We start from the raw sequence: 21,949 nt of genomic DNA on the forward strand, positions 1-21,949 counted from the left end.
GCATTATGATGTCGGACAGCATGTGGATGCCCTTCAATAGATTTGTTAGAACACGCAATGGTGTTCCTTTCCAACGGGGCATGCGAGCGATGCGCGGATCAAGGCTTCACGCCATCGCGTGCGGCCATCGCTCTCGCGATCCATGCGTCCAGCTCCTCGGCGCGGATCTCCACGACTTCATGGCCGGCCGTCAGAATCATGCGCCTGACCGATCCGTCTTGGGAGTAAGGGGGAGAAATCAATAGCGGCAACGACGGATCGGATGAAGTGGTCAAACCCTTGCCCAGATAGAGTACCGGTTCGCGGGGGTGTCCCGCGTATTGTCCGCGGAGAAACAAGTCATCTGCATTGATGCGCTTGCGATTCACGAGAACCTCCAGGCTGTCGGGATAGCGTTCGTCGTCTAACTCGGCGTCGATCAACGCCAAGCCGAGCTGCTTGAGCTGCTGCTTGAAGTACGATGCTTCACCGAATTCGCGGACGAACCAAGGTGCCTTCGCGAGCTGCTGCACTTGCAGGAATACCCCGGGCACGAGGAAGGAGATAGCGAAGAGCAAGGGCAGTAGCAAGCCGAGCGAAAACGTGGTGGAAGCTCTCCATCCCTGTTGCCGGCGTTGCGCCCATGAACGGCCGAACCCATGGATCACAGCAAGACCTAACAGGAATGCTGCAAGGCCCGGGCCCCAGGTGCCGGCATCACTGGAAATCTTGTGGAGATTCGCTGAGAGGAAAAAAGCGAAGCCCAGGAGTAGGCGACCACAAGCCTCGATAAGCGCGAAGATTCCCGGGATAGGTAGCGCGAGAAACGGCACCACGAGAAGCAAGGTGACGATCGCGAACGTCCGTGTCGCGAGGTGGCTACCGGGTCTTTTCATGGCTCGTCGGTCGCTGGGGCGCGCCGGGATTTGAGCGCGCGCCGTGATTCGAGAATGCCGGGCAAGTCGGCGGCGGGATGGACTTCCGTGGTTCCCTTTAGGTAGCCGACGATCACCACCTCGCGCTGGCGTAGTACGGGAGAGACAAGCACGACTGTATCCGGATCGGACCCGGCATCAGGTTTCAAATAGACGAAAGGCTCCGGAGCGAGGTCGGAGAGGGGCCGGACCGTTAGCAATCGCGATGGAAGCGACAACTCGGACAGGGAGTCCGGATAGCGTTCTTGTTTCCAGCGGAAATCCTCCAGCGTCAGCAGAATCTGACGGGTGCTGCTCATCGCGTCCGCGCGAGACACGTCCGCGCCGCGGCTTTCGTAGAGTGGTTTGTCGAAAAGCCATGTGAGCTGGTGGACGACACCGCTCAGTGCGATGGCAGCAGCGGCTCCTGACAAAACGATGGCCGTCGCCGACAACGTGTAGCCTGCGCGCCAATCCACCGCGTTGCCTTTCGTCGCACACCACCAGCGGATGAAGCGGTGAATCAGCCATGTGGCAACCGCCAGGCACCCGAGCGGTAGCAGCAGTTCAGGCCATCTAGGGAGCAAGGTGGGAAGGGAGGCCTGAATATGACCGGGCCATCCCAAGGCCACATGAGATGAAATCTCAGAGATGCCCAGCACTGAGGTGATGACGAGGAAGATGATGACCGGCCGCGCCACGTACCAGATCCGCGACAGCCATTTGCGACGCGGGGCAGCGGCAGCAGTGGAGGAATCGCTCATCGCTTCCACTGGACTTCGAGATCTCGTTTCAGCGTTTCTTCCGAGTGGTCCTCGATGCTGCCGTCTGCGAAGGCGAGGCTACCTGTCGCCGGCAGCGACAGAACGAACAAACCAGAGGGCAAAGCCAGGATTGCGACTGTCCGCTTGAGCCCATTGGATCGGCGCTCATTCATGGCGTTTCGATGCGGGGTTGAGCCGAGTTTCGAAAATTTCCGGGAGTTGCTGATGAGGTAGGGACCTCGCTGCTCCCGAGGTGAAGCCGACTACAACCCACTTCCGGTCGGTGCCTAACAGTGGCGAAACGAGGATCGCGCTGTCGACGTCATCATCAGTCTCTGTTGGAGCCTCGCGAGGCTTGAGGTAGATGATGGGTTCCGATGGCTCGCCTTCGTCGGGAGATTGGTAGAGGAGCTTCGGGTTGGTCTTCAACTCGGCCAGCGAGTCGGGGTAGCGGCCGTGCTCGTTTTCAAAATCGAGGATCGCGAGGTGAAGTTGCTTGATCTTATTCATGGCGTCGGAGCGGACCGCGAATCTGCCGCTGTTCCTCCACCACGGTGCGTCCGCAAGCCAGATGGCCTGATGCACCACGCCGCTAAGTGCGATGGCCGCTGCGGAGCCTAACAGCACCAGCAAGGTTGCGGACAAGGTCTGGCGCGCCCGCCAGTCGATAGTGCTGCCTTTCGCCGCGAGCGCCCAGCGGATGAAGCGATGAACCAGCCACGTGGCCAGCATCAGACAACCGAGCGGGAGCAGCAGCTTGTGCCATTGTGGCAACAGTCCGGGAATCGCCTGCGCAAAATGCCAGATCCCGCCGAAGGCGAGGCGCAGTGGAAGTTCCAGCAGCGTGAGAAGCCCGGTGCATGCGGCAAACATCACAACGAGACTGATTGCGATGGTGGCGTAAAGTCGCTCGCTCCAGATTTGCGCCTTCGTGGGTGGTGGCTCTTCGCTCATCGCTTCCACTGGGCGTCGAGGTCTCGCTTCAGTGTTCCTTCCGAGCGGTCCTCGATGGTGCCATCGGCGAGCAGCACGAAGCGCCGGCCACCGGCGGTGGAGGGCTCGTAGGCCAGCACTTCGCGGCCACCGCCGGGACGGATACCCGGCATCAGGCAATAGAGACCGCCGCCTGCGAACTTCCATCGCTCCGGCTCGATGCCATCGGTTAGAGGGCCGGGTGGTGGCTGGCCATCGTGCGCTTTTGCATACGCCCAGATCGCGTCCTGGAGTTCACGCAGCTTGGCGCGGCGCTCGTCCTTGGAGAGTTCGGCAGGGCCGCCTTCGCGGTTGCGATAACCCATGCCCTGCTTTTCCCATGCACCCGGCGTGAGCAATTCACGTGCGCCGGAGATCATGGTCAGCACCACGTAAAACATCAGGCCGGTGAGAAAGACCAGACCGAGCGCGCGGCGGTAGTCGAGCCGTGGCAAGGCGGTGAAGGTTTTGCCCAGGTGGTTCCACAGGCCCTTCACGGCCCACGCGATGAGGAAGTAGGAGACGAGAAAGAACGAGAGCGCGTCGAGCCGGGCGCGGGCGACATCGGTGAGCGTGATGACGGTCATGCCGGCCTGCGCGTGAGTGGCGATGGAAAGCCACAGGCAAGAAACGAGCAGGAGTTTGCGGGGCATTAGGGAAGATATTGCGAAACGGTGGCGCTGACGCAAGGATTGCGGCCACGGGGAGAGTGGAATTCATTCCGTCGGAGAGCGGGACTTCTCCATTGGAAGAGAAGTGCGCGGCTGTCGCTTTTAGTCGGCTCGCTGGTACTCGGGCGGAATGAATTCCGCGGTCCCAGTCAACGTTTCGCGCGGAACTTGAGCAGCGGCTTTTGCTCCGCGGGCAATGGTGTGCCGGCACCCAGGGTCAGCTCGAAGAGATCCGCGACCGCGGCGGCTTCGGCGAGGCGGCGGTGGCCGGGAGATTGGGAGTCTTCCGCGGGCGTGCCCCATTGCTTCATCGCGGCCTGCACTTCGGGGTCCTTTTGATGAAGGCGCATCACCCGCACGGCGGCATCCCGCACCAGGTCTTCCGAGGCACCGCCATCGGCGGTGAGAGCGGTCTGATAGGAATCGATGGCCTCATGGGGCCGGCCCTGCGATTCGTGGGCGAGGCCCAGGCACCATGCCACTTGCGTGCGCTGGCCGCCGGGCAGCTTCTCCTTGAGCCGGGCGGTGGCGAGTTCCTGCAGGCGTGGCCAGTCCTTGAGGCGGACGGCGTCCCACAGCAGGTAGAGGTCAAGCTGGCGAAGCTGGTAGCGACGGGTGAGGCCGGTCTTGTCGAATGCTTCGAGCGCCTTGGCTAGGCCCGCCAGATCGCCACTCTTGCGCAGGCATTCCATCTCGAAATAGCCGGCAGCCGTCGCGGGGTTGTCGGGCAGCGAGCGCAGCGCGTGGTAGGCGGTCTTGATGGCGGCGAACTTCGCCTTCGCCGCGGCATACTGGCGGGCTTGGAAAAGATCGAGCGCCTCGCTCAGCGAGGCCGGCTCGAGCAGATAGATGGATGCGATGCCCGAGACGGCGGCTTCCGTGGAATCGCCGCCTTGCTCTTGCTTCTGATAGCGGATGTTGCCCTTGGTCGCGGCGGTGATCCAGACGCGCTCGCTGCCGCCCGCGGCGTCGATGAGGAAGGCTTCCGCCGGCTGCTGCGCGGAAGCGGCCGCCGTGAAGAGCATCAGGGGAAGAACAAACCGCTTCATGGCTTCTCCTCCTTGGTGGGTGCGGGAGTGGCGGCACTGAGCGAGCCGGCGCGTGCCTCGACTTCCTGCCATGCGGCCTTCTCGGCCTCGGTCAGATTGGCGAAGGCGGGCTTGGTGCGGACCAGGTAGTTCATGGCCGGCTCGCGCAGAGCGTCGGAAGGCTTGCCTTGTTTGGCGGAGAGTTCGAGCCATGCGAGCAGGGCCGGGGCGGAGACGCGGATGGTGTCCTGCCACTTGGTCCAAACGTCGCGATAGGCGGCGAGTGCTTCGTTCGGTTTGCCGAGTGCTTCGTACGACTTTCCTAGTAGCAAGCCGGCCTCGGGCGCGAGGCGTGCTCCTTCCACCGCCAGGTACTGGCGGGTGGTCTCGGCGGCTTGGCTGGCGTCACCGGCGGCGAACTGGGTTTCGGCGATGCGAAAGCGGGCGAGATCCTTCACCGCTTCATCGGTCGCATTGTTGGCGATGCCCTTGAAATCCTCGATGGCGCGGGCCTTTTCCTCCGGGCTGCCAGAGGCGAGCACGGCGGCCCGGCCAAAGCGGGCGGCGACATGCAGCGAGGCATCCGGACGTGCGAGCGCTTCCTCGTAGTAAGGCAGCGCCTGGCGTGGGGCGGAGGTCTTCGTGCGCAGGTAGTCACCGAGCCGGACGAGAGTCGAGGGCGTGAAGTCGGCCGGGGCGAAGCCGCTCTTGAGTTCCTGATAGAGCGCCTTCACGCGGGCTGCGCCCGGTTCGTCGGTCTGCTTCTCCGCCTCGCCAATCAGCGCGATCTTGAGGCGTGCGATGGCGGCCTTGTTCGCGGGATCGAAGCCGGGAAAAGCAGTGAAGTGCTGCTGTAGTTCATCGAGCCCGTGCTTGGCCGCGTAGGCCGCGGCGTAGCGATCGATCGCGTCCTGCAGGCCGGGTGCCTCGGCGAGAGAAATGCATTCGCGCAGGCGGGTGAGTGCTTCCTCGCCGCGTTTGGCGGCGTCCAATGCCTCGAGCTGTGCCACCGCCATGCGCAGTTTCAACGGTGAGCCGGCGTGGACTTTCCAAAAGCGATCGGCGTACGCAACCGCCTCCGGCTTGGCACCGAGCAGCGTGACGAGCTGATAGAGGGATTCGGCGGACACCTCGGCATGGTCGCGGCGCTCCGCGGCATCGAGCGCCTTCTTGAAGGTGGCGATCGCTTCCTCGGCCTTGCCATCGCCTTGCAGGATGCGGCCCTTCAAAACGAGGGCGGCATCGAGAGCCTCGGTTTCGGGGAATTCCTTCTCCAGGCGGACTAGCTTTTCCATGGCCTCTGCGGGCTGGTCCTGCGCGAGGTGGCAGGTCGCGCGATCGTAGAGCGCGAAGGGCAAGTAGGGGCCGGGGTCCACGGCGAGGAATTGGTCGAGCGCCTCCGCCGCCTCCGGCCATTGGCGCAGGCGGGCGCGGTCGGACGCTTGGAAATAGCGGGCCGCCTGATGCTGCGGGCTCTTCGGATACTTCTCGACGTGCTTGTCGAGCAGCGGCCGGGCCCGGTCGTGCTGGCCGAGGTGGTAGTGGCTGGCGGCGAGGACGTAGAGGGCCTGGTCGTGCTCGGCGGAGCCCTCGGCAAGCTTCGGCAGCAGATCGGCCGAGATGCGCACCGCAGACTCGTAGTCGCCGGCTTGGAACAGCGACGAAAGCAGCAGGCGGCGCACCGCGGGCAGATGCTTCGAGTTCGGGAAGTCCTTCAGGAAGCGCTCGCCGTATTCGCCGGCGGGCTCGCCGAGGATGGCGGTGGTGCGGACGAGTTGAAAGAGGTGGTCCTCACGCTTGGCGGCCTTCGGGAAGTACTGCTCGAGCTGGCGGTAGGCGGCGAGAGCCCCGCGGAGATTGCCGCGCTTCTCGTGGACCACCGCGATCAGGCCGAGCTGGATGACCTCGAAGGGCTCGCCTGCGGTCCGCTGTTTCTCAAGCGCATCGATCGAGGCCTGGAGCTTGGCCTTGCTGACGGTGCGGGTAAGCTCCTTGACCTCGCCGCGGTTGCCCAGCCGGGCGAGCCGCGATTTCAGATCGGCGGTCATCACGTCGCCGGGCGGGACGAGCTGGCAAAGCACCAGCGCGGCGCCATCCATCCCGGCCGCCAGGGCGTCGGTGGCAAATTTCAGGAACAGGCCGGCATACGGCTCCATCTCGAAGGGCTCCAGGACGATCCCGGAGCGGTTCCTTTCGAGGAACGAGAGCAGCGCCTTTTCCTCGCGCTTGGCGATGGCCGCTTCGACGAAGGCTTGGAAGGCGGCGATGATCCCGCTGTCCGGCGCGCGGAAGCGCGGCTTGTTCTGGATGGCGGTTTCGAGCGGCTCGATGCCTTCCGGGATCTGCCCGAGGCGGAAGTGGCAAATGGCGAGATTGAGGTAATAGGAGCCGGGGTCGAATTCGTCGTCGCGAGCCTTGTCGCGCTCCTCCATGAACTTGGCGAACAGCCGGATCGCTTCCTCATACTTGCCGGCGCCTTGGGCGGCCTCGCCCCAGCGGAGCAGGGCGCGCTTGTGGTAGAGGTTGCCAGCGTTAACGTTTCCGTTGGTGCTGGGGTTCGGGTATTTCCGATAGCAGGTTTCGAAGGACTGCGCGGCGTCATCCCAGCGTTTGAGCCGCAATTCGCAGATGCCCTTGCGATACCAAGTGACGCCGAAGGAGCGGCCGTAGAGATCGAGCGCCTTGGCGTCGTGCTTTTCCACGCATTCGGCCAGCAGCTTGAGGGCTTCCTCCCAGCGGCCCGCCTCCATTTCCGCCAGCGCCTTCGTGGTCAGGTCGGTGACCTCGGCAGCCGCGGCCACCGGCGCTGGGGCGGGGGGCTCCTGGGCGGGCAATAGCGGGGCAGTCGCCAGCAGCAGGGCGACGGCATTCCGGGAGACTGGCAGGATGGAAATGATCGCCACGCTTATGACTGTGAAGTCTGGAAACGGGCTCCATTCCCGCAAGGACGATTTCAGCCCGGTTTCATCCGGGGCGGGAAGAGTTCCTGGCACATCAGGCAGCTCCGGCCGTCACAACCGCGGGCGGAGCAGTGCTCCCGGCCGCAGAAGATGATGCGGAGGTGGAGTGAGTTCCAGCGGTCGCGGGCGAAGAGCTTCTTCAGGTCGCGCTCGACCTGCTCGACATTGCGGCCCTCGCTGAGCTTCCAGCGCTTCGCCAGCCGGTGAATGTGGGTGTCGACCGGAAAGGCCGGCACGCCGAAGGCCTGCGCCATCACCACCGAGGCGGTCTTGTGGCCGACGCCGGGCAGCGCTTCGAGCGCCTCGAAGTCCGCCGGCACCTTGCCCCCATGCTTTTCGACGAGGATCCCCGACAGCTCGTGGATCGCCTGGGACTTGCGCGGGGACAGCCCGCAGGGGCGGATGATCTCCTTGATCTTCTCGACCGGCACCCGCGCCATTTTCTCCGGCGTGTCCGCCAAGGCAAACAGCGCCGGGGTGACCGTGTTGACCCGGGCGTCGGTGCATTGCGCCGACAGCAGCACCGCGATGAGCAGCGTGAACGGGTCCCGGTGATCGAGTGGGATCGGGGTTTCCGGATACAGCTCTTCCAGCCGCCGGTCCACGTGGGCGGCCCGTTCGGCGCGAGTCATGCCCGGTTAGCGCGACGCCGTGGATGCGGTGCGACCAGCGGACATCATCCGGTTGATCTGCGTGTACATCTGCGCGCAGTGCGGGTAGTGGGTGCGCTTGGCGAGGATCTCGGCGCTGCGGGAGTAGGAACCCCACTGGACCACGGTCAGCTCGACATTGCGGCGACCCCAGGCAGCCATGTGCTGCTTGGAAGGCGTGTAAATGTCCACCGTGTTGGTGCCGGTGAGGGCCGAGCCGTAGTCATCGACCACGAAGAGCTGCGACATGCCCTTGATGCGGAAAACGGTGCCGACCGGATAGACGGCCCAGTCCGCGGCGGCGCTGCGGACGCGCTCGGTGTAGCGGAGGGGGGTCCCGGTCGCATTCTGCGAGCCGTATTGAAGGTGGTCGTCCTCCGAGCAGGTGTAGGCCGTGGTGCGGACCAGACGGTTGCGCTCGGAGGGCTTGTAGAAGGCCATGCCATGCTTGTCCTTCGGCTTGCCGGATGCCTGCTGGGAGAGCGTGGCGGAGGGCTGGGCGGTGGTGTAAACATCAGCCCGTCCGACGTAGCCGCCATAGCCGCCCGAAGAAGCGGACGAGTAGGAGCGGGACTTGGAGAGCACCGTGAGGTTGGAATCCGAGGCGCAACTGGAAAACAGCAGGGCGACCAATGCGGCGGCGGAAGCAAGGCGGAAAGACATGCGTTTTGGTTTGGCGAGATTGATATTTAAGGAATCGCGCTATTCGAGACCCCACGTTCTACGGATCGAAGTTAGAGGCGGCAACCCCATTTTTTCGCTGTTAGTCGTGGCGGGGGAGCGGTTGGCGTGCCAGATTGATGGGTTCGGGCCGTTGGATTAGGGCCGAAGGTCATTGAACCGGAATGGTCCGAGGTTGTCGCGGTGAATTTTACCCGCAAATGTCCGGGAGGGGGGCGGGTGACGGGATTGTCCCGACATTGTGATGGCACTGGAGATGCTGATTAGGGCGAAAGTACCGGCAACTCCCCGCCCGTAAGGGATCACGAATCGACCCTTGGTGATACCCGGGGGATTTCGCGTTGACGCACGGAGATCGCGATGCCAATCGCTAGATGTGCGTGCGCAGTCTCTTTTCCCCGGAAATCGAGTTTCCAAATCGCTTCTAGTGGCCCTGTTTCCGCTACTGTCGCTGACGGTTTCGGCTCAGGTGGACTTGAACAAGGCGTTCAACGAGGGGATGAACGCCTACAAGGCGAAGAATTGGAACGTGGCGATCGAGCACCTTTCCTCGATCGTCAAGGCCAAGCCAAACGATGCCGGGGCCAACATTCTCTACACCCTCGGCTTCGCTTACTATTTCAACCTGAACTACGACAAGTCGGCGGAGACCTTCGCGGCCTACCTGAAGAAGTATCCCGACACCGAGAATACGGCGGAAGTCCACCTGATCCTCGGCCGCTCGCTGCTCCAGCTCGAGGGGAAGGCCGACGAGGCGCTCGCCCACCTTGCCAAGGCCGCCGAGAAGCCGGAATTCGCCGAAGAGGCCCGTTTCATGGCCGCCGACGCCTATATCAAGAAGGGCGACATCGACAAGGCGGCCCAGACGCTGAAAAACGCGATGGCCGGCAAGTCCTCCGGCCTGAGCCTGCTGCGCGCCGCCATCCAGCTGGTGGATCTCTACATCGAGAGCGGCAAATTGCCGGACGCCATCAAGATGTTGCAGGACCTCGAGCGCAACCCGGGCTATCCCGACGTGATCGTGGTGGTGAACAACCGCTTCGTGAAAATCGGCGACCTCCAATTGGAGGCCAAGGCCTATTCCGACGCGCTTGAAGCCTACTCGAACGCCCGCCCGCGCAACCAGGTGATCTCCATCCAGGTGGACCGTCTGGACGAGATGCGGAAGCGCAAGGAGGCTCTCGACAAGCAGATTGCCGCCGCCACCAAGGACAAGAAGCCGCTGGCCCGCAACACCGAGGAGCGCGCTGCCACGCTTACCGGGATGATCGAGAACACCGAAAAGGTGCTCGGCGAACTCCGCACGATGGACACCTACGACGCGACCATCCAGTACCGGATCGGCCGCTGTTACTTCAATATGGAGCGGTTCTGGCCCTCGTCCGTCGCGTTCGAAGTGGTGGCCGACGAGAATCCGAAGTCGGAGGATGCTTCCACCGCCCTCTTCGGCGCGATGATTTCCCAATGGCGCCTCGGTCGTCTGGATGCCTCCGGAGTGCTGGCCAAGCGCTACCTGGACAATCACCCGCAGGGCAGGCAGTTCGAAACCGTGGCCGAACTCAATGCCACGCTGCTGATGCAGTCCGGCAAGTTCGACGAGGCCATCAGCTTCCTTTCTTCCTTCATCGAGAAAAACCCGAATGCGCCGATCCGTCAGAAAATGATGACGCTGCTCGCGAATTCGCGCTTCCAGGCGGGCCAGTACGACCAGGCGGCGACGGACTACGACACGCTCATCAAGGAATTCGGCGGTGCGCCGGAGTTTGAGGAATACGTTTATCGCCGGACGCTCTGCGACTTCCTGCGGAACAAGTATAAGGAGACTGTCGCGGGTTTCGATTCCTATGAGAAGAACTTCCCGAGCGGCGACTTCCTTGCGGACATCCGCTACCGCCGCGGGATCATCCAGCTCGCGCTGAAGGACTATGACACCCTCATCCCGTCGATGAAGGCGTTGCTTGAGGATACAGCTGCCCAAGGATTCCTCGGCCAGATCCACACGCTGCTGGGAGACGCCTATCAGAACCGCGGCCAGGATAACGACCTCGAGGCTTCCGGCACCCACTTCAAGAAGGCCGTGGAACTGGCCGCCGGGGACCGGAGCGTCCTCGAGTATGCGCTCGAGCAGGCCACCAACATCCTGCGCGGCGCCCGCCGCTGGGACGATTTGGAAGCCCTCTGGAAGAAATTCCTCAAGGACAACCCCGACCACCCGATGGCCCTGCGCGGGGTCTCGGAGCTCTCGAAGCTGCTGACCCGGGCCAACAAGAAGGAGGAAGCCCGCAAGATGCTGGCGGAATACATCCTCAAGGATATCCAGAATCCGCGCTCCGAGTACGTCGAGATGCTGATCAGCCAGTTGGCCGGCATGCACGTCCCGCCGCGGAGCATCAAAAAGGACGCCCCGAAGCCTGACGTCGAGGCGATCGAGGCCGCGCTGGTCGCGGACCTGGAGACCGCCGATGAGAACAAGACCCCGGCCTACGTCGCCCGCGTGCTGTTCGCCAAGTCCGAGCTGGCTCGCATGATGCGCGATCCAGTCCGCTCCGAGCGCAGCCTCGGCGCGATCGCCAACACCGCCAATTCCGTCGATCTCGGCCCGATCCTGCTCTCGATGGTCGGCCAATATCTCTTCGACAAGGGCGAATACGACAAGGCTGTGCCGCTCTATGAGCGCCTGCGCGACGCCTTCCCAGAGTCGTCCTTTTCGGACGCTGCGCCGATCGGGCTCGGCAAGATCGCATTGGCCCGGAAGGAATACGACGAGGCGGTGAAGCAATTCGATGTCGCCATCGCCCGCGCCGCCTCCGACGACACCCTCAAGCAGGCGACCTTTGGCAAGGGCCAGGCGCTGCGCATGCAGAAGAAGCGCGAAGAGGCGAAGAAGCTCTTCGAGGAAGTGGTCGCCGCCAAGAACTGGCGCGGGCTGGAGAAAGCCGGCGCGCTTTACGAACTCGGCGAGATCGAGGCCGAAGGCACGGACAAGGGAGCCGCACACGCCTATTTCCAGCGCGTTTATCTCTCTCATGGTGCCTTTCCCCAGTTTGCCATCAAGTCCTACCTCCGCGCCGCCGACATGCTGCGCATGGTGGGCAAGCAGGATGAGGCGAAGGCCACTCTCCGCGAGCTGATCCGCAAGTATCCCGACTCTCCGGAAGCCAAGAAGGCGCGCACCATCGTCACGGACTAATCAAAAAAACACCCGCCCCATGCCGTTTTCAAAGCCCCGGCTTGCCCTCGCCGTTTCCCTGCTCGCCCTGCTTCCCGCTGCCGTTCACGCGCAAGCTGAAGAAGAATTCGTGCTCCGCACCGGTCGTCGGATTCCCGCCGACTCCGTCAAGCCGACCGCCACTGGATTCACCTCCACCGTGGTGACCGGAGCTTCGGCCCAGAAGTTCGACTTCAAGGCCTCCGAGATCGAGCGTGTCTCCTTGCGCGAGCCCGCGGAGCTGGCCGAGGCCCGCACCCAGATCGCCACCGACAAGTTTCTGGCGGCGATCGCGGCGCTGACGCGCATCGAGGAGGAGCTTCTGCCCTACCGCGAGGTCCCCGGTGCCTGGTGGCACCGCGCCCGGATGCTGCGGATGGATGCCATGGCTTCCAAAGGCGACAACAAGGCGGCCGCCGCGCTGGCCGACGCCAAGGAACTCGAAGGCCTTCCGGAGTCCACCGTCGCCATGCTGACCGACTTCAAGGCCATCGTGGCCCCCGGCGATAGCCCCGATGGCAAGATCAGCGCCCTCCGGGCTCTGGCGGGCCGCAGCACCGATCCTTGGGTCTCGGCCCGGGCGTGGCTCGAAGTCGGCAACACCAATTCCAGTCACGGCAAGATGGACGAGGCGATCAAGGCATGGCTCCGCGTCGCCGTTTTCAATCCCGCCGAGCGGGACCTGGCGGTTCGCGGCACGATTTATGCCGCCCGCGGCATGCAGCAGATCGGAAGGCCGCAAGATGGCGTGAAACTCCTCAAAGAATACCTCGACGACCACGTTGCCTCTCCCTACGCCCCAGCCATTCAGACCGAAACGTCCAAACTCGAACCGAAAAAGAAAGACGCTGCCACCCCAGCCCCGGAAAAAGCTTCCGAAGAAAACTCCAACTGAGCATCCGACCCGAAAAGATCCAATGAATATCCGTTCCCTCTTCAATCGCCTGTCCCGAGTTTTCCGGGTCGCCCTCCTCGCCGGGTTTGTCACGCTCCTCGCCGGATCCATGGTCGAGACCTCCATGGCCCAGGATGCTCCTGCCGGCGAAGCTGCCGCTCCTCCCAAGGCTGAGAAGCAGTCCATGATGGACACTCTCAAGCAAGGTGGCTGGGTCATGTGGCCGATCGGTGCCGCCTCGATTTTGACCATCTACCTCTTCATCGACGTGATGCTCCGCACGTCCAACAACCGCATGGCCCCGCCAGAGGAAGTTGAAAAGGCGCAGCAGCTCTTCATGGCCGGTGACTACGTGAATGCCTACCAGGTGATGAAGGCCACCCCGTGTCCCTTCAACAATTGCGTGAAGTACGGCCTCTCCTTCGTCGGCAAGGGCAAGGAGCAGACCGAAGAGGCCCTCCTGGTCGAGATCGGCCGCGAGAACGCCCGCATGCAGAACAAGATCAACTACCTGTCCGTTATCGGTGTTTGTACGCCCATGATCGGTCTGGTCGGAACGGTCGTCGGCATGATGGACGCGTTCTCCTCGCTCGGCAGCTCCGGTGCCGGTGACACCGCGGCACTTTCCAACGCCATCGGTCACGTGCTTGTGGCGACCGCTTCCGGTCTGATCGTCGCCATCCCGGCGTTCATGTTCTTCTACATCCTCCGCAACCGCCTGCTCGCCAAGATGCACGTGCTCGAGGACATCGTCCTGAGCCTGTTCCGGAACATGCCGTACGAGCATTTCCACGGCCTGGAAATCGGCGAAGAAGTGACCTATGCTGCCCTGCCGAACTGGCTCAGCGAAGGTCAACCAGCCGCCTAATCCCCTCGTCCACCTTCACTCATAAAACCCCATGGCTAGCGCTGGCGGAGGAGACGGAAGCGATCCGGAATTCCAGATCGCCCCGATGATCGACGTGCTCCTCGTGATGCTCATTTTCTTCATGAGCATCACCACGGATCAGGTCATGAAGATCGACAAGTCGATCTCGCTGCCGGTCGCCCCGGAGGCGAAGAAACGCGAGAACGACATGAAAAACCAGGCGGTGGTCAACATCGACTGGGACACTGCCCTCGGGCGGGCGCGGGTCAGCTATGGTGACATCGTGTGCGATCCGTTGGAACAGCTGAAAGATTACGTGGAGCCGGCCAAAGCGGCCAACTCCAAGCTGAAAATGATCATCCGGGGCGACGCGGCCACGCCCGCCCTGGAGGTCCAGAAGGTGATCGAGCAGCTTGCCGCCTCAGGCATCGATGACATTTCGCTCTCGGGCATGAACCGCACGAACTAACCCCCGAATCATGGCTCACAAAAAGAACAAGCGGAGGCCGGTGGAAGCGATCCACATCGGCTTCCAGATTGCGCCGATGATCGACGTGGTCTTCGTGATCATGCTCTTCTTCATGGTCATGGCCGGGCAGCAGGTGGTGGAGAACGAACTCAACCTGAAGCTGCCGGGCACGATCAATCCGGATACCCCGCTGGAAACCGTTGAAGAAACCCAGATTCGCGTTTTGGAAAGCGGGGAAGTGCTACTCAACGAGGATCCGGTGGGCGAACCCGACGACGCCGCCCTGAGAAATCTCGCCGCGACCATGGTCCGCCTTGCAGAATCCTCTAAGGTTGCAGGCAGCAAAGTCGTTGTTACCATCATGGCGGACGAGTTTGCCCCGTATCAGCGGATCATCGACGTGCTCAACGCGCTCGCCGTGGCCCGCATCGAGAACGTGACGTTCGAAGTCCCGCCCCAATAACCCCTCACCTCGAGCCGTCATGTACGACGAATATCAACCGGCACCAGAAGTCCACGACGAGAGCAAGGTCAAGAAGCTCATCCGCCGGATGGGCCTCGGAGCTTTCTCCATCTCGGTGCTCGTGCACCTCGTTTTCATCGCACTCGCGATCTTCTACTTCGTGAAGTGGGTCGAGCCCCCGGTGCCAGAAGTCGACTTCCTCCCCGGTGGCGGTGGCGGCGGCGGCAAGGGCGGCGAGGTCTCCCACAAGATCCAGCAGCAGAAGCGGATGATGACCAGTCCGGCTGCTTCCCGCCGGATCGCCTCCACTTCGACCAATGCGGCTTTCACGCTGCCAGATGCCTCGAATGAACTCATGGACCCCGGCTTGCCGATGGACATGGGCATGGCGGAAGCCGGCGAAGGCGGCGGCACCGGCGGCGGCCGCGGCACGGGCTCCGGCACCGGCATCGGTTCCGGCAGTGGTCCGGGCAAGGGCATGGGCGCCGGCGGCCTCGGCATTGGCGCGCTGATCCCGACCATCATGAAAGGCCGCTGCACCGACAGCGAGCGTCTCGCCATGCTGCGTGACGCAGGGGGTACCCCGGCTGTGGAAGAGGGCGTGAAAAAGTCGCTCGCCTGGCTCAAGGGCAAGCAGAACTCCGATGGCTCCTGGGGCAATGCCCACAAGGTGGCCATGACGGGTCTCTCCCTGCTCTGCTACCTCGGCCACTGCGAAAACACTCAGTCCAAGGAATACGGCGATAACGTCAACCGGGGCATCACTTACCTGATCGACTTGTCGATGCAGAACGAGGGCAAGATGGCTTCCCAGTTCAACGGCAACTCGTGGGTTTATGAGCACGCGATTGCCACCTACGCGCTGTCGGAAGCACTGACCTTCTCCCGCGGCCTGCAGTACCCGATCCCGAATCTGGAAGAATCCGTGAAAAAGGGGGCAACCCTGATCGTGGTGGGCCAGACCGAGGCTGGCAGTTGGGACTACCACTACAAGAGCGAGTCCGACCGCAATGACCTCTCGGTCGCCGGTTGGCAGATGCAGGCGCTCAAGGCGGCCAAGGCCTCCGGCATCAAGATCGAGGACCTCGACAAGGCGATGCGCAAGGCGATCGATTGGCTCGCCGATGACGCCCACGTCGCGGACGGGAAATTCGCCTACACCGGCAAGAATCCTAATCCCGGCATGACCGCCGTCGGCGTCCTCTGCCTCCAGCAGTGGGACAAGTCCAGCACCTCCGCGGCTCGCGCCGGGGTCAGTCTGATCAAGGATGGTCTCGAACTCCGGGACAAGCCGAATGCCCGCGTGAAGGTGCCCGAGTTCGCACCGCTCTACACGATGAAGTATGACGGCCCGAACTGCGACCTCTACGCATGGTACTACGCCGTGCAGGTCATGCGGAACGCCGGCGGCAAGGAGTGGGATGCGATGAACAAGGCCATCCTCGAGGACATCGTGCCGGCCCAGAATTCGGACGGTTCGTTCCGGAACGAGAACTCCAAGGTCGCCCGCAATGACGCGCTCGTGCACGTCCGTGGCACCGAGGCTGCGGGAACCTCGCGGGACATCTACCTGCAGTGCCTGAACACGCTGATTCTGGAGGTTTACTACCGCTTCCTGCCTGCCACCTCCGCTGGCAAGGGCCGCGCTTCCGGTCTGGATGCGCTGGACGACCTGCGCTGATCGAACCTCACCGACTCATCGATCTTTCCGAGAGGGGACCACCTGGTCCCCTCTTTTTTTGCGCGTGGGTCTCGTTGGATTGACGGCGTCGTAGCGGGGAAGGGCTGCGCCCTCCCGGCGGGGCGGAGCCACAAGACGGATCGCTACTCCGCTTCATTTGGCGGCCCGCTCCCCGCCGGAACGACGAAGTCGTCCCGCTACAAAGGCGGAAGACCAGTCCCACCCTGCGGTCTTCGCAGACGGTCGAAATCACGCGCTAGCTAGCTCGGCGAAGAGGATCTGCCCGCCGCTCGTTTGAAGCGTGCTGATGACCACCACGTCCTGAGTGGTGCCGATCTTCGGCGCGGCGTGGTTGACGACGATCATCGTGCCGTCCGGCAGGTAGCCGACGCCCTGGTGGTCGTCCTTGCCGCCACGCACCAGGGCGAGGCGGACTTTTTCGCCGACTGTTACGGAAGGCCGCAGGGCATCGAGAAGCTCGTCCAGATTGAGCACTTCCAGGCCGCGGAGCTTGGCGACCTTGCCGAGATTCTCATCGCTGGTCAGAAGGCGGGCACCGAGAAGCTGGGAAATCTGGATCAGGCGGCCGAGGATCGTTTCATCCCCGGTGACCGCGGCGTCCTCGATGGTGATCATGATATCCCTCGCGACGCGCATGTTTTCCAAGTTGGCAAGGCCGCGCTCGGCGCGCTGGCGCTTGGTGGGCGTGGGGGAGTTCGCCAGCACCTGAATCTCATCGAGGATGAAGCGCGGGACCACCAGCCGGCCACTGAGAAAGCCGGAGCGAACCACCCCGGGGATCCGGCCGTCCATGATCGCTTCGGCATCCAGCACCACCGGCTGGCCGGTGCTGCTGTCCTGGCGGAAGCGGACATAGGGAATGATGAAGGCAAAGTCATCCCGGCTACTCCGGAGGGCGACCACCGACCCCAGGAAGCCTAGGGTGGCGTAGAGAAGCAGATTCAGGCTCAGGGCCAGAGTGGCGGCGATATCGGCACCATTCTCGGATGTGCTCAGGCGGTCCCGGAAGGTGATATTGACCAAATCGAAGACCTGAAGGCGGGTCAGCAGCCAGGCGCAAAACACCCCGACGAGGAGGCCGAAAGTGGCCGTGGAAAACGCGCGAAGGCTGAATCGTTTGATGAGGAGTTCGAGCCAGACGAAGATCCCGCCCAGAAAGAGGCCACCGCAAAGGCCCTGGAACGTCGAAACCTCGATGGTGGTCCCTTTGGTGATCGAGGCGACGGCATACCCGGCACCGGCGCAAACGAGCAAATAGAGGACGCGCGCTATGTTGACGGAAGCGGGGGCCATGAGGTGCTTGAAGCATCCAGCATTCCGCTGGTAGCGGCAAGTCAAAGGCAGTGGGCAGTACGGAGCGGCCTTGGGAGCGACCTGATAGGCGAGATCGCCGGCTCCTCCTTTCACTGTTCGAACATTCTCCGAAATTTCGTAGCCGCTGATTCGCAAGCCAATGGCTCCGCCTTTTCGGGCGACTCGGAAGATGGAAGTGAACCGCGAAATAACGCGAAAAAGCGCGAAATCTGAAGGCAAAGGGAGATCTTTTCTCTAACAAATTTCGCGTCTTTTTCGCGTTGTTTCGCGGTTCAATTTCTTCGTCGGAACCGGGCTTGGACGGCTACGTTTCAGAGCAAAGTGCTCTGGCCCGGCACGTTCGCGAGAAAAAGCCCCGCTTCCCGTGAGGAAAGCGAGGCTTTGGAAAGTTTAGTTAGAGGCTCAGGCGAGAAGGGTTACCAGTCGTCGCCGCCACCACCGCCACCACCGCCGTAGCCGCCCTTGCCGCCACCACCGTAGCCGCCTTTGCCACCGCCACCGCCGTAGCCGCCCTTGCCGCCGCCACCACCGTAGCCGCCTTTGCCGCCGCCACCGCCGTAGCCGCTTTTCCCGCCGCCACCGCTTTTCCCGCCGCCGCCACCGTAGCCGCCCTTGCCGCCACCACCACCGCCGGGGCGGCGATCACCGCCGAAGCCGCCGCCGCCACCGCCGCCGAAGCCACCGGGCTTCTTCTCGCGGGGTTCGGCCGGGTTGACGCGCAGCGGACGTCCGCCGAATTCCTGGCCGTTCACGGCCTCCGCCGCTTCCGTTGCCTTGGAGGTATCTGCCAGGGTCACGAAGCAGAAGCCGCGCGGGCGGCCGGTTTCGCGGTCCATGACGATTTTCACTTTCTCCACCGGACCAAAGGCGGCGAAGATTCCGGCCACTTCTTCCTCAGTGGCGGTGAAGGGCAAGTTGCCCACGTAGATGTCCATTGTCTGTAGTCGCAACGCCAATTGATCCAAGACCACTTCATCAGCCAATGGCGCCACGACCGGGAGAAGCGTGTCCGGAATTCTGGCCGGACCCTGATCCCGCTACACGCTCGCCGATGCTACGGCAAGCCCATAAATCGCGGGACGGGAAGCCCCTGCGGGCGCTTCAAAGACCGCTCGGGTGACGCATCACATGGCCCTTGCCGGGACGAGTGCGGGTGTGCCAGCGCGGGCCGGAACGGTCGGCTCCCCAGCCGGTATCGAGGCGCAGGCCGGCGATGGTCATGAAGACGTGGCCGCTGCGCACGTAGACGGTGATCCAGTCGCCATCGCCCTTCTTGCCATAGCTGTAGAAGCCATTGCTCGGCATGGAGCCCTTCATCAGGCCGGCTTCGCGCAGGACGTAGGAGACGGTGCCGGAGCAGTCGTAGCCGCTGTCATTGTGACGGGCATGGCCGCCGCCCCACTTGTAGGGCTTGTGCTGCAAGCGGTTGCCGGCGGCGATCGCGCGCTTCACGGCCAGAGGGGCGCGCTTCGGCGCATAGGCGACCCCGTTCACCAGCTTCGCGGTCTGGCCGTTCTTGAACTGATACGACACCGGCCGCTTTGCCTTCACCTGGCTCGAGCACGAGCTGAGCCCGATGGCCAGAAGCGGGAGTGCGAGTAGGGAAAAAAGTCGTTTCACGCCGCGGACATTACGGATTTGCAGATCTTTTACAAAACCTTTCTGCCCGCAAGGTCGTCGTAGCATTCGAGCCACAGGTCGCGGAGGTTGCCGCTGCAGCGACGAAAGCGCTGCTCGAGATCTGCGCGGAAGCGGTCCGCGTGAGACGTCGCCACCCGCTCCAACAGGATCGCCGCGGTGGCCGGAGTGGCAGTCAACCGGATGAGTTCCGGCCACGAGCCAGCCCGGTAGCGGGTGACCACGATTCCCGCTGCCGCGTTCGCGGCGTGGCGGAGTTCCCGGCGGTCGCGGCCGTGGAGGTAGTCCTCGCCATCGATGAACCAGAGCCGTCCCCCTCCTTCCGCCAGCTCGCGGCGATCCGCCTCGTTCAGGCGGCGGCGTTGCTCATTGAAGTGCAGCACGACGGGTGAATCGCAGCGCTTCGCCCATGCGCGCAGCAGGGCGCTTTTGCCGGCTCCGCGGTGACCGGTCACGGCGGCCCGGCAGCCGAGGGCCCGCCATTTTTCCTCCAGCGCTTCCCAACTCGTTCCTGCCAGCGCGGGATCGAAGCCGAGCAAGCGCTCCAACCGGCCCGGGGCGAAGGGGTTTTCGCCGGCCTTCATCGCTTGGCCCGGCCGAAGCGCCGGACCCACTTCTCTGCCTTGCTGACGGTCCGGGCGCTCTCGATTTCGTGCAGCGTGATTTCGCTTCGCTGCGGGGCGACCACGAACTCCTCGACGCCCAGCGACCCGGTTTTCTTCGCGACCACTTCCAGTGCCCACACGATCTGCACCAACGTGCCATTCACGCTCCACGGCTCGGCGGGCAGGCGGAAGGAAAAGGCGCGCTCGCCGCGCAGGGTGTCGCCCAGCGGCAGCACTTCGATGGTGCGTGCTTCTTCCGTGCCGCGGCCCCGGGTGAACCAGCACAGCCGCAGTTCCAGCTCGCGTGGCTCTTTTTCCAAGGCCCACGCTACGCGCCCCGTCACGGTCTCGTGCGGTCGCAGGTCGCGGCGTTCGATCGTGATGGTGGTCATGGCAATTCGGTGGCGTCGAAGGGCAGCACGAGGATTTCCCGCTCGTCGCGGGCGTCAGGCAGCCACGGGACCTTGGCATGGAGGCAGGCCCGCCAGACGATGCGGTTGTGGGTGCCATTGAAGGTCGGCACTGCGTCGTCCGGGATTTTCAGCGAGACGCTGCCGGCCTCCATCGCCTGCGGGATCGTGGTCTCGAAAAGGACCTCTTCATGGAAGACTGAGCGCGCCGTGGAGTTGCTGGAGCCCTGCGAGTAGGTCGCTTCCTCGCGGCCAACCAGCAGCAACGCGAAGTCCTTCGGCTGGCCGCGGCCGCCGGCGCGCCGCCATTGGAGGCGGACGGAGCGGCCCGGCTTGAGGTCGCCGGCTGCGAGCTGGATTTCAAACCGCGGCGCAAACAGTGACGCGAAGGCATAGACCACCCCCACCGCCAGCCCGATCCCGATGAGGAAGAACGGGATCATGAACAGGGTGAACACCCCGCCGATCGCCTTGCCAAAGCCATCGCCGCTGCCGACATCGCCCCACAGCGAGCGCTGGAAGAAGAACAGGAAGCCATTCCAGAACAGCGCGAAGACCGTGAGGCCGATGAACCCGCCAATCCGCGAGCTGCCAGCGCGCGTCCACTTTCCAGGCTCCAATGATTTCGCCGCGATCCGGTGCGCACGGACCGCTGCGCCCTTCCCGCTGCTGCGGGGAAGGGAGACGCTGGCACCTTCGCGGCGTTTCTTGAAGATCGTCCACAGCCCTCCGGCACCGACTGCGATGAACGGCAGGGGGAACAGCGCGAACAAGCCCCACCAGCCGGCGCTCCGCTTCACCACCGCGCGCCATGGCTCATCCGGATCGACGAATACGGTGAGCTTCGATTCCGGTGGGTGGGCGCGCGTCACCTCGTGCTTGCCCTTCGAGCCGGAGGAGGAGCCGCCTAACAGGTCGTAGCGGTTCGAGCGGTATTCACGGCCATCCACTTGGTAGCGGTAGAAGAGATCGACCGCGTAGGTGGTGCCGTCGCTGTCGCTTTTGCTGCGGACGCGGCTCCAGATGACCTCGGCTTCGGTTTCCTGCCAACCGCGCATGGCGACCCATTCCGCGGCCTTCGGGATGATCAGGCCGAATAACAGGCCCAGCCCGGCACAGCCGAAGAACAGGAAGGCCATCACCGCCGCGAAGAAGTTCTCGGTGCCTCCCTTCTTTGACACCGTCTTCGCCGACTTGCCCGTCCCACCGAAGATGAGGCCGATGCCGATCAACACGAAGAAGCCGCCGAAGGCCGCGAAGATGAGTCCGCCCCAGATCTGCCCGCTGCCAGATGGCATCAGCGCGGAGGTTTCCGGTTCGCCGGGCTTCACCCGGCACTCGGTTTGGACGTTGGTCAGATTCGCCAGCGATCCCTCGGGGCCTTGCGCCAACTGCTCGCGGACCTTCGCCAGCTCCTCGTATTTGTCGCTGCCCTTGTCTTCCTTCCACAGGCGGGTGCCGGTGTATTCGCGACCATCGACCTTGTAGCGGTAAGCGAGGTCCGCGCGAAACGCCGGATCCTTCTTCTGGTCCGCGACGATCTCGAAGCGATCAATCACGCAGGGCACGGACTCCCATTTCCACGCCTCCAGCGCACCCCACGTCATCCACAGGCCGAAGCAGAGGAAGATCGAGCTGAAGGCGGTCCAGCAGATCCCGAAAAACCGGCCCGCACATCCGATGCTCGATTCGCTGCTGTGACCGGCTTCCACGCGCTTTTTCTAGCAGATCGGCGAAAGCCGCGCGGCAGGAAAATCA

Annotated in this window: 21 protein-coding genes; 6 read left to right on the forward strand and 15 right to left on the reverse strand. The window is 63.5% G+C overall.

The annotated features are described in order from the left end of the window. Nucleotides 1-98: 98 nt before the first annotated feature. The 9 genes from OKA05_RS07310 to OKA05_RS07350 form a co-directional block, all read right to left on the reverse strand. Nucleotides 99-875, reverse strand: a complete 777-nt coding sequence (locus tag OKA05_RS07310; protein WP_264486465.1) for a hypothetical protein — start codon at nucleotides 873-875, stop codon at nucleotides 99-101. Then, nucleotides 872-1,657, reverse strand: coding sequence for a hypothetical protein (locus OKA05_RS07315; protein WP_264486466.1), 786 nt, complete (start codon nucleotides 1,655-1,657; stop codon nucleotides 872-874). The genes OKA05_RS07310 and OKA05_RS07315 overlap by 4 nt, the downstream gene beginning before the upstream one ends. After that, on the reverse strand, nucleotides 1,654-1,830 hold the full coding sequence (locus OKA05_RS07320; RefSeq protein WP_264486467.1) for a hypothetical protein: 177 nt from the start codon (nucleotides 1,828-1,830) through the stop codon (nucleotides 1,654-1,656). Before OKA05_RS07320 ends, OKA05_RS07315 begins: the two co-directional genes overlap by 4 nt. Next, complete coding sequence (locus OKA05_RS07325) at nucleotides 1,823-2,611, reverse strand: hypothetical protein (RefSeq protein ID WP_264486468.1); 789 nt, start codon at nucleotides 2,609-2,611, stop codon at nucleotides 1,823-1,825. Before OKA05_RS07325 ends, OKA05_RS07320 begins: the two co-directional genes overlap by 8 nt. Continuing rightward, the gene (locus OKA05_RS07330; protein WP_264486469.1) at nucleotides 2,608-3,282 is read right to left on the reverse strand and encodes a hypothetical protein; all 675 of its coding nucleotides are present in this window, start codon (nucleotides 3,280-3,282) and stop codon (nucleotides 2,608-2,610) included. Before OKA05_RS07330 ends, OKA05_RS07325 begins: the two co-directional genes overlap by 4 nt. 167 nt (nucleotides 3,283-3,449) lie before the next feature. Further along, nucleotides 3,450-4,349 carry a Mul1B family putative transporter subunit gene (locus OKA05_RS07335; RefSeq protein WP_264486470.1) on the reverse strand — a complete coding sequence of 300 codons (900 nt, stop codon included), beginning with the start codon at nucleotides 4,347-4,349 and terminating at the stop codon, nucleotides 3,450-3,452. Further along, entirely contained in the window at nucleotides 4,346-7,231 is a 2,886-nt protein-coding gene (locus tag OKA05_RS07340; protein WP_264486471.1) for a tetratricopeptide repeat protein, read from the reverse strand. The genes OKA05_RS07335 and OKA05_RS07340 overlap by 4 nt, the downstream gene beginning before the upstream one ends. Nucleotides 7,232-7,281: 50 nt before the next feature. Then, on the reverse strand, nucleotides 7,282-7,920 hold the full coding sequence (nth, locus tag OKA05_RS07345; RefSeq protein ID WP_264486472.1) for an endonuclease III: 639 nt from the start codon (nucleotides 7,918-7,920) through the stop codon (nucleotides 7,282-7,284). Nucleotides 7,921-7,926: 6 nt separating this feature from the next. Next, entirely contained in the window at nucleotides 7,927-8,601 is a 675-nt protein-coding gene (locus OKA05_RS07350) for a 3D domain-containing protein (protein ID WP_264486473.1), read from the reverse strand. Nucleotides 8,602-9,046: 445 nt separating this feature from the next. On the opposite strand from OKA05_RS07350, the gene OKA05_RS07355 reads away from it, so the two are divergent. The 6 genes from OKA05_RS07355 to OKA05_RS07380 are packed head-to-tail and all read left to right on the forward strand — an operon-like array spanning nucleotide 9,047 to nucleotide 16,203. After that, on the forward strand, nucleotides 9,047-11,809 hold the full coding sequence (locus tag OKA05_RS07355) for a tetratricopeptide repeat protein (RefSeq protein ID WP_264486474.1): 2,763 nt from the start codon (nucleotides 9,047-9,049) through the stop codon (nucleotides 11,807-11,809). A gap of 19 nt (nucleotides 11,810-11,828) precedes the next feature. After that, a complete protein-coding gene (locus OKA05_RS07360; protein WP_264486475.1) occupies nucleotides 11,829-12,722 on the forward strand; it encodes a nitrogenase component 1 family protein in 894 nt (297 codons plus the stop codon). A 22-nt stretch (nucleotides 12,723-12,744) separates the two neighbouring features. Continuing rightward, nucleotides 12,745-13,590 (forward strand): MotA/TolQ/ExbB proton channel family protein, encoded by an 846-nt coding sequence (locus OKA05_RS07365; RefSeq protein ID WP_264486476.1) that lies wholly within the window; start codon nucleotides 12,745-12,747, stop codon nucleotides 13,588-13,590. A 31-nt stretch (nucleotides 13,591-13,621) separates the two neighbouring features. Next, nucleotides 13,622-14,059 (forward strand): ExbD/TolR family protein, encoded by a 438-nt coding sequence (locus tag OKA05_RS07370; RefSeq protein WP_264486477.1) that lies wholly within the window; start codon nucleotides 13,622-13,624, stop codon nucleotides 14,057-14,059. Nucleotides 14,060-14,069: 10 nt separating this feature from the next. Further along, nucleotides 14,070-14,522 carry an ExbD/TolR family protein gene (locus tag OKA05_RS07375; RefSeq protein ID WP_264486478.1) on the forward strand — a complete coding sequence of 151 codons (453 nt, stop codon included), beginning with the start codon at nucleotides 14,070-14,072 and terminating at the stop codon, nucleotides 14,520-14,522. 19 nt (nucleotides 14,523-14,541) lie between these two features. Continuing rightward, nucleotides 14,542-16,203, forward strand: a complete 1,662-nt coding sequence (locus OKA05_RS07380) for a prenyltransferase/squalene oxidase repeat-containing protein (protein WP_264486479.1) — start codon at nucleotides 14,542-14,544, stop codon at nucleotides 16,201-16,203. A gap of 249 nt (nucleotides 16,204-16,452) precedes the next feature. Here the strand turns inward: OKA05_RS07380 and OKA05_RS07385 are convergent, their stop codons facing one another. The 6 genes from OKA05_RS07385 to OKA05_RS07410 all read right to left on the reverse strand — a co-directional run bounded on the left by OKA05_RS07385 (nucleotide 16,453) and on the right by OKA05_RS07410 (nucleotide 21,903). After that, nucleotides 16,453-17,631, reverse strand: a complete 1,179-nt coding sequence (locus OKA05_RS07385; protein WP_264486480.1) for a hypothetical protein — start codon at nucleotides 17,629-17,631, stop codon at nucleotides 16,453-16,455. Between the two features lie 323 nt (nucleotides 17,632-17,954). After that, nucleotides 17,955-18,473 carry an RNA recognition motif domain-containing protein gene (locus OKA05_RS07390; RefSeq protein ID WP_264486481.1) on the reverse strand — a complete coding sequence of 173 codons (519 nt, stop codon included), beginning with the start codon at nucleotides 18,471-18,473 and terminating at the stop codon, nucleotides 17,955-17,957. 166 nt (nucleotides 18,474-18,639) lie between these two features. Beyond that, entirely contained in the window at nucleotides 18,640-19,158 is a 519-nt protein-coding gene (locus OKA05_RS07395) for an NlpC/P60 family protein (protein WP_264486482.1), read from the reverse strand. Between the two features lie 29 nt (nucleotides 19,159-19,187). Continuing rightward, entirely contained in the window at nucleotides 19,188-19,760 is a 573-nt protein-coding gene (locus tag OKA05_RS07400) for a hypothetical protein (protein WP_264486483.1), read from the reverse strand. Continuing rightward, nucleotides 19,757-20,173 carry a hypothetical protein gene (locus OKA05_RS07405; protein WP_264486484.1) on the reverse strand — a complete coding sequence of 139 codons (417 nt, stop codon included), beginning with the start codon at nucleotides 20,171-20,173 and terminating at the stop codon, nucleotides 19,757-19,759. The genes OKA05_RS07400 and OKA05_RS07405 overlap by 4 nt, the downstream gene beginning before the upstream one ends. Then, nucleotides 20,170-21,903, reverse strand: coding sequence for a DUF3592 domain-containing protein (locus OKA05_RS07410; RefSeq protein ID WP_264486485.1), 1,734 nt, complete (start codon nucleotides 21,901-21,903; stop codon nucleotides 20,170-20,172). The genes OKA05_RS07405 and OKA05_RS07410 overlap by 4 nt, the downstream gene beginning before the upstream one ends. Between the last annotated feature and the right edge of the window lie 46 nt (nucleotides 21,904-21,949).

The organism is Luteolibacter arcticus (assembly GCF_025950235.1).
Lineage (GTDB): Bacteria > Verrucomicrobiota > Verrucomicrobiia > Verrucomicrobiales > Akkermansiaceae > Haloferula > Haloferula arctica.